The organism is Pseudomonas sp. GM74, assembly GCF_000282455.1.
In the GTDB taxonomy this organism is placed as follows: Bacteria; Pseudomonadota; Gammaproteobacteria; order Pseudomonadales; family Pseudomonadaceae; genus Aquipseudomonas.
This window is the reverse complement of sequence record NZ_AKJG01000132.1, coordinates 1-6,348: the sequence shown is the minus strand read 5'-3', so window position 1 is coordinate 6,348 and position 6,348 is coordinate 1. Positions and strand designations below refer to the sequence as shown.

Annotated in this window: 7 protein-coding genes; 2 read left to right on the top strand and 5 right to left on the bottom strand. The window is 61.6% G+C overall.

Going from position 1 to position 6,348, the window contains the following annotated elements; translation table 11 throughout:
- Positions 1-119: 119 nt before the first annotated feature.
- On the bottom strand, positions 120-1,232 hold the full coding sequence (locus PMI34_RS04650; protein ID WP_008053045.1) for a M14 family metallopeptidase: 1,113 nt from the start codon (positions 1,230-1,232) through the stop codon (positions 120-122).
- Between the two features lie 204 nt (positions 1,233-1,436).
- Positions 1,437-2,216 carry an ABC transporter substrate-binding protein gene (locus PMI34_RS04655; RefSeq protein WP_008053044.1) on the bottom strand — a complete coding sequence of 260 codons (780 nt, stop codon included), beginning with the start codon at positions 2,214-2,216 and terminating at the stop codon, positions 1,437-1,439.
- A 330-nt stretch (positions 2,217-2,546) separates the two neighbouring features.
- Between PMI34_RS04655 and PMI34_RS04660 the strand changes: the two genes are divergently transcribed.
- Positions 2,547-3,188, top strand: coding sequence for a type 1 glutamine amidotransferase (locus PMI34_RS04660; protein WP_008053043.1), 642 nt, complete (start codon positions 2,547-2,549; stop codon positions 3,186-3,188).
- Positions 3,189-3,322: 134 nt separating this feature from the next.
- Here the strand turns inward: PMI34_RS04660 and PMI34_RS04665 are convergent, their stop codons facing one another.
- Positions 3,323-3,757 (bottom strand): rhodanese-like domain-containing protein, encoded by a 435-nt coding sequence (locus tag PMI34_RS04665; protein ID WP_008053042.1) that lies wholly within the window; start codon positions 3,755-3,757, stop codon positions 3,323-3,325.
- A gap of 101 nt (positions 3,758-3,858) precedes the next feature.
- Here PMI34_RS04665 and ftrA point away from each other — a divergent pair, with 101 nt between their 5' ends.
- On the top strand, positions 3,859-4,833 hold the full coding sequence (gene ftrA, locus PMI34_RS04670; RefSeq protein WP_008053041.1) for a transcriptional regulator FtrA: 975 nt from the start codon (positions 3,859-3,861) through the stop codon (positions 4,831-4,833).
- A gap of 46 nt (positions 4,834-4,879) precedes the next feature.
- On the opposite strand, the gene cobF is transcribed toward ftrA, so the two are convergent.
- Both cobF and PMI34_RS04680 read right to left on the bottom strand, forming a co-directional pair.
- Positions 4,880-5,635 carry a precorrin-6A synthase (deacetylating) gene (gene cobF / locus PMI34_RS04675; protein ID WP_008053040.1) on the bottom strand — a complete coding sequence of 252 codons (756 nt, stop codon included), beginning with the start codon at positions 5,633-5,635 and terminating at the stop codon, positions 4,880-4,882.
- A complete protein-coding gene (locus PMI34_RS04680) occupies positions 5,635-6,207 on the bottom strand; it encodes a histidine phosphatase family protein (protein WP_008053039.1) in 573 nt (190 codons plus the stop codon). Before PMI34_RS04680 ends, cobF begins: the two co-directional genes overlap by 1 nt.
- Between the last annotated feature and the right edge of the window lie 141 nt (positions 6,208-6,348).

The window sequence follows — 6,348 nt, the reverse complement described above, 5'->3', positions numbered from 1 at the left end:
CCATCGTCGGAACGCCGCCCGGAGCAAGCCCGCTCCCACACTGGATCTGTGGCGTTCACAAAACCTGTGGGAGCGGGCTTGCCCGCGAAGAGGCCCGGGCGGGCAATGAAAATTCCGGCTCAGTCGTTGATCAACTTGCCCGCCCGAATCGGCTCGCGCCCGGCGACTTTCGCCTGCCATGTGCCCGGCTGGGTGTAGCGCCCACGGTCGATGGCGAACAGCACGCCGCTGGTGCCGGCCCGCACGGTGGTGACCTTGTCGTTCAACGGGTCGACCACCTCGAACAACGCATCGCCCTTCTCCACCCACTCCCCGGCCTCACGCAGGAAGCTGACCACGCCGTGATGCGGGGCGAACAGGTACTGGGTGCCTTCGAACGGCATGCCCTCACAGCATTCGGCCGGTGCCGCCGGCCAGGTGCCGGCGATGAAACCCTGTTCGGCGAGGAACCCGAGAATGGCCTCGCAATTGGCCTGGGCCTGGTCGACCCGGGTGTCGCCCATGCTGCCCAGCTCCAGGGTGGTCGCCAGGTTGGCCGGTGGAATCGCCGCCGCCGGGAACGCCCTGGCCAGGCGCAACCATGGCGAAGAACAGGATTCATCGAACGAGCTGCCGCCGGAATCTTCACACAACAACGCCACGCCAGCCTTCAAGCGCGCCGCCAGGGATTGCCATTGCGGCCAGTGCTGCGGCAAGGCGTAAATGTGGATGGCCGCGTCGAAATCGCAATGCAGATCTAGGGTGATGTCTGCATCGCAGGCATGGCGCAACAACAGGCGGTGCATGGCTTCCAGCTGCGATGGTGCTGCCGGCAAGCCGTTGAGCACCTGGCCCATGGTCTGGCGAATCAGCGCGATGTTGGCCTGGGCATCGCTGCCAAGGCGATCACCGATCAACGCGCCCACCGGTGCACTGAGCTCGACGAACGAGCGGTTGAAGTTCTTGCCGCTGCCGAGTTCGAAACGCCCCATGTGGCTGCCTTGCAAGTGCTGGTCGAGGCCAATGGGATTGGCCACCGGCACCAGTTCGATCACACCCTTCAATTGCCCCTGCTGTTCAAGTTCGGACAGGCGCTTCTTCAACTCCCAGGCCGTGCGCATGCCCGGCAATTCGTCGGCGTGCAGGCTGGCCTGGATGTACACCTTGCGCGTGCCCGCGCCATAGCGAAACACGCTGAGGGTGCGCTCGGTGCCCAGGTGGCTCCAGGGAAGTTTGTGGTCGATGCGTTGCATGTGGGCGACTCCTGATGTCTGTACGGCGAGATCACCTGTGGGAGCGGGCTTGCTCGCGAAGGCGCCGGTACATTCAACATCCATGTTGCCTGACACGACGCCTTCGCGAGCAAGCCCGCTCCCACAGGTATCTCAGTGCTGAAAATGATTGCACAAAAAAAATGGCAACCGCGCCAACGGTTGCCACTTTTTCAAACGGCTGGATTACTCGCCGTAAACGTCAAACTTGAAGTATTTGTCCTGCACTTGCTTGTACTTGCCGTTGGCGCGGATTTCGGTGATCGCGGTGTTGAACTTGTCCGCCAGTTCCTTATCACCCTTGCGCACGGCAATGCCTGCGCCGCCACCGAAGTATTTCGGATCGTTGTACTCAGGGCCGACGAAGGCAAAACCTTTACCGGCGTCGGTTTTCAGGAAACCGTCGTCCAGATTGACCGAGTCGGCCAGCAGCGCGTCAATGCGACCGGACACCATGTCCAGGTTGGCTTCCTGCTGGGAGCCGTAGCGCACCAGGACAATGCCCGCCGGTTGCAGCACTTCAGTGGCGAAGCGGTCGTGGGTACTGGCGCGCAGGACACCGACTTTCTTGCCCTTGAGTTCGGTCAGCGGGTCCTTGACGTCGCTGCCTTCCTTCATCACGAAGCGTGCCGGTGTGTGGTAGTACTTGATGGTGAAATCGACGTTCTTCTTGCGGTCGTCAGTGATGGTCATGGACGACAGGATGGCGTCGATTTTCTTGACCTTCAGCGCAGGGATCAGGCCGTCGAACTCTTGCTCGACCCAGGTGCACTTGACTTTCATCTGCTCGCACAGCGCGTCGCCGATATCCACGTCGAAACCGGTGAGTTTGCCGTCAGGGGTTTTCATCGAGAATGGCGGGTAGCCGGCTTCGATACCGATGCGGATCGGCTTGGCGTCGGCGGCCACGGCGGTCAGGGACAACATCGACAGTGCCAGGGCACCGAACATTACTAGCTTCTTCATTTATAACTCCTGTGTGCGGAGGCTTTTATTGGCAGCTTCGATTGGCAGCGTTCGGTCATCGCTTCGTGAGCGGGAACCGAAGTGGCCGGCAGTCTAGAGCGGCTACAGGAGGGCAAATTATGCCGAGGCGACAATTATTTACAGAAAAGTGGCACCCGGAGGGAGACGTCGAGGTGAACGCGCCATGACGGTGCAAAGTCTGTCAGACATATCGCGTTTTCAGACCGGACCTACAGGTTTTCAGGCGTCATCCGACAGAACGGGACGACTGGCGATGCCCGGTGTTTTACGGCACATTGAGCGCCCTTGCGTCCCATCGAGAGTAGCGTGATGCCCACGTTGAACCTGATCCAGCACCACCCCGCCGAAGGTCCGGGCACCATCGCCATCTGGACCGAATCCCGAGGGCTGACGCTGAAGGTGTTTCGCGCCGACCTTGGCCAATTGCCGCCCGTCAGCGCCGATCCCGTGATCCTGTTGGGCGGGCCTTATGAATCCGATGCCGGCCCGGCCTGGCTGGAAGCCGAACGGCAATGGCTCAAAGGCACTCTGGATCAGGACGCGGCTGTGTTCGCGATATGCCTGGGGGCACAGTTGCTGGCGCTGAGCCTGGGCGGGAATGTACGGCGGATGGACCGGAGCGAAACCGGATGGACCACCGTGACCTTTATCGATGGGCAAACACTGAAGGTGCTGGAGTGGCACGAAGACGCCATCGACCTGCCGCCTGCCGCGCAGCTGTTGGCCAGCAGCGAGCACTGTGCGCAGCAGATGTACCGCGCCGGACCGACGCGGCTTGGATTGCAGTTTCATCCGGAGTGGAACGCCGAGTCGGTGGCCATGCTCAATGCGCATTTTGGCGATGAGTCGCCGTTGCCACGGGGGCCGCAGGACGATGCAGCCTACGCCGAGGTGTTGGCGTGGTTGCAGGCGACACTGGATGAGTGGTGGGCGTCCTCTGCCTGTCGCTGATGTAGATCAAAGCGCATTCCTGTGGCGAGGGAGCTTGCTCCCGCTCGGCTGCGCAGCAGACGCAGTTTTTGGGGTCGCTACGCGACCCAGCGGGAGCAAGCTCCCTCGCCACAATGATCAATGGTGTTTGGGTATCAGCATTCACAACCGATCACAGCATTCACCGTCCGCGGCACCCCGACACTCAACTCAAACCCTTCATCCAGCCATCCGGTCACGCCGCCGATCATCTCCTTGACCGGATAACCCAGGGCCGCCAGTTTCACCGCCGCCTTGTTGGCGCCGTTGCAGTGAGGCCCGGCGCAATACACCACAAACAGGCTGTTCTTCGCAAAACCCGCTAAGCCTTCGGCGGTCAGCAAGCGTCCGGGTATGTTGATCGCCCCTGGTACATGCCCGCGCTCGAACGCCAGCGGGCCACGAACATCCACCAAAATGAAATCGACTTCGCCAGCCTGCTGGCTGCCGTAGACATCTGAACAATCGGTTTCGAAGGTCAGACGGTTGCTGAAATGCATCAGGGCGATGGCCGAGGGGGCGGCGGGAATTTCGCGAACCAGGCTGGTCATGGGCAGTACTCCAAATAAGCGGTGGGTGTGGGAAGACTTTATCCGCCAGCCACTTGCGGCTACAGTGGCGCACAGGACACTCACCGGGAACTTTCCGCCAAATGCACCCCACCCCAGGAATGGTTTCGATTCTGGCCTACGACGGCCTTTGCACCTTCGAGTTCGGCATTGCCGTGGAGATCTTCGGCCTGCCACGGCCTGAATTCGATTTTCCGTGGTACGAGCATCGTATCGTCGCAGTCGATCAAGGCCCGATGCGCGCCATGGGCGGCATCCAGGTACTGGCCGATGGCGGCATGGAATTGCTCGCCGATGCCCGCACCATCATCATTCCCGGCTGGCGCGACCGCAGCGCCGCGGTACCCGCCGAGCTGATCGCCGCCCTGCGCCAGGCCCATGCCCGGGGGGCGCGGTTGCTGTCGATCTGCTCCGGTGTTTTCGTCCTCGCCGCCACCGGGTTGCTCGACGGCCACGGTGCGACCACGCACTGGCGCTATACCTCGGAACTGGCCGAGCGCTTTCCCGGCATCCTCGTGGACCCGGACGTGCTGTATGTCGATTCCGGCCAATTGATCACCTCCGCTGGCAGCGCGGCAGGCATCGATGCCTGCCTGCACCTGGTGGCACGGGATTTCGGCACCCAGGTGGCCAATTCCGTGGCCAGGCGCCTGGTCATGTCGCCGCAACGCAGCGGTGGCCAGGCGCAATTCATTCCGACGCCGGTCAGTCCTACACCGCGCAGCGATCTTTCCCGCGTCATGCATTGGGCACGTGAGCGTTTGCATGAACCACTGGAAGTGCGCGACCTGGCCAGCGAAGCCGCCATGAGCGAACGCACCTTCCTGCGCCGTTTCACCGAAGCCAGCGGCCAGTCACCGAAAACCTGGTTGCAGCACGAGCGCCTGGGCCGCGCCCGCGAACTGCTGGAAAGCAGTGACCAGAACACCGAGCAGATTGCCGAGCGTTGTGGTTATCGTTCGGTGGAAAGCTTCCGGGTAGCCTTTCGAACCGTGGTTGGCGTGCCGCCTTCGGTGTATCGGGAGCGGTTTGGGCGTGGAGGCAGTGCTGTTTCCTGAGGTGTTCTCGAGGGCCCCTTCGCGGGCAAGTCGGATCGCCGACTGATCAAGGCTTGCGCAACAGATAGGTATCCATGATCCAGCCATTGGCCAGCCTTGCAGCCTTGCGCACCCGTTCGATCTCATCCGCCACATCCTTGAGCTTGCCGCTGATCAGGATTTCATCCGGCGTCCCCAGATAGGCCCCCCAGTAAATCTCGGTGTCCCGATCCACCACCTGCCGGTAAGCATCCTGGGCATCAAGCATCACCACCAGGCTGTCGACATCGCTCACCTGCCCTGCCGCCAGGCGTCGGCCGGTGGTGATTTCAACGGAGTGGCCAATCTGGTTGAGCGGCACCTTGTGTCGGGCCGTCAACGCCTGGACGCTGGTGATGCCGGGGATCACCTCGAACTCGAACCCACAGGCGCCAGAGGCCTGGATCGCCTGAAGGATACGGATCGTGCTGTCGTACAACGCTGGGTCGCCCCACACCAGAAAACCACCGCACTGGCTGTCAGAAAGTTCCTCGTTGATCAGCCGTTCGAAGGTCTGTTGTCTGGCCAGGTTCAAGTCGTCGACACTGGTCTTGTAGTCCACCTCACCGCGCTCGCGCTCAGGGCTGGTGGCTTCGACAAAACGGTAATCGTGGCCGGTGATGTAGCGTTCGCAAATCTCGCGGCGCAGATCGATGAGCTTGTCTTTGCTCTGGCCCTTGTCCATGAGGAAAAAAACATCGACCCGGTTCAGCGCCTTCACCGCTTGCATGGTGATGTAGTCGGGATTGCCGGCACCGATCCCGATGACCAGGAGTTTTTTCATCACGGCAGGTCCTCGGGGTCGGTGCCCGGCAAGCGCAGCCGCCAGCAGCCATGGAACCTCAACTCGACAGCCGCCAAGGGGTCGACGTCGATCAGGCTGGACGACGCCCCTTGCAAAACGTGCGTCAGCGCGGCGCGGATGACAAAGGGATGGGTAATGGCAACGATGTGCCCCGGCGTCGACTGCAACGAGGTCAGCCACACGCTCATCCGCTCCTCCAGTTGCAGCACCGACTCGCCACCGTGGGGTGCCGAAGCCGGGTCTACCAACCAATACTGGAGTTTCTCAGCTTCAGTCTTTTGAAGTTCACCGATGCGAACACCGCCCCAACGCCCGAAGTCGCAGTCCCTCAGTGCGTCGACAATCTCCGGCGTGCTGCCGAACAATTCAGCGGTTTGCCGGGTGCGCAACTCCGGGCCACAGACAAGACGCGGAGCGCCCTTGAACTGGTTGCAACGGGAAAGCCTGAGCGCTTGCCAATCCATCTCCAGAGGTTCGTCCAGAGGAAAGCGCGCCAATTTCTGTGCGACGGTTCGCGCGTGGCAAATCAGGGTTAAACGGGTTGCCTGCACCAGCAATCACTCTATGAATGGAAAGGAACGATGGCCGCAATTGTGCCGCAAGTAAGCAGACCCGGGGGGGTAATGCCCGTCAGTTAAGCAATTTCAGCCGCGACACCCTTTGTAGCAGCTGCCGAGCCCGCGAGGCTGCGT

Excerpts from the sequence above, each read along its gene's own strand:
- PMI34_RS04665 (WP_008053042.1), bottom strand. The coding sequence starts at position 3,757 with ATGACCAGCCTGGTTCGCGAAATTCCCGCCGCCCCCTCGGCCATCGCC.
- cobF (WP_008053040.1), bottom strand. The coding sequence starts at position 5,635 with ATGAAAAAACTCCTGGTCATCGGGATCGGTGCCGGCAATCCCGACTAC.
- ftrA (WP_008053041.1), top strand. The coding sequence starts at position 3,859 with ATGCACCCCACCCCAGGAATGGTTTCGATTCTGGCCTACGACGGCCTT.
- PMI34_RS04655 (WP_008053044.1), bottom strand. The coding sequence starts at position 2,216 with ATGAAGAAGCTAGTAATGTTCGGTGCCCTGGCACTGTCGATGTTGTCC.
- PMI34_RS04650 (WP_008053045.1), bottom strand. The coding sequence starts at position 1,232 with ATGCAACGCATCGACCACAAACTTCCCTGGAGCCACCTGGGCACCGAG.
- PMI34_RS04660 (WP_008053043.1), top strand. The coding sequence starts at position 2,547 with ATGCCCACGTTGAACCTGATCCAGCACCACCCCGCCGAAGGTCCGGGC.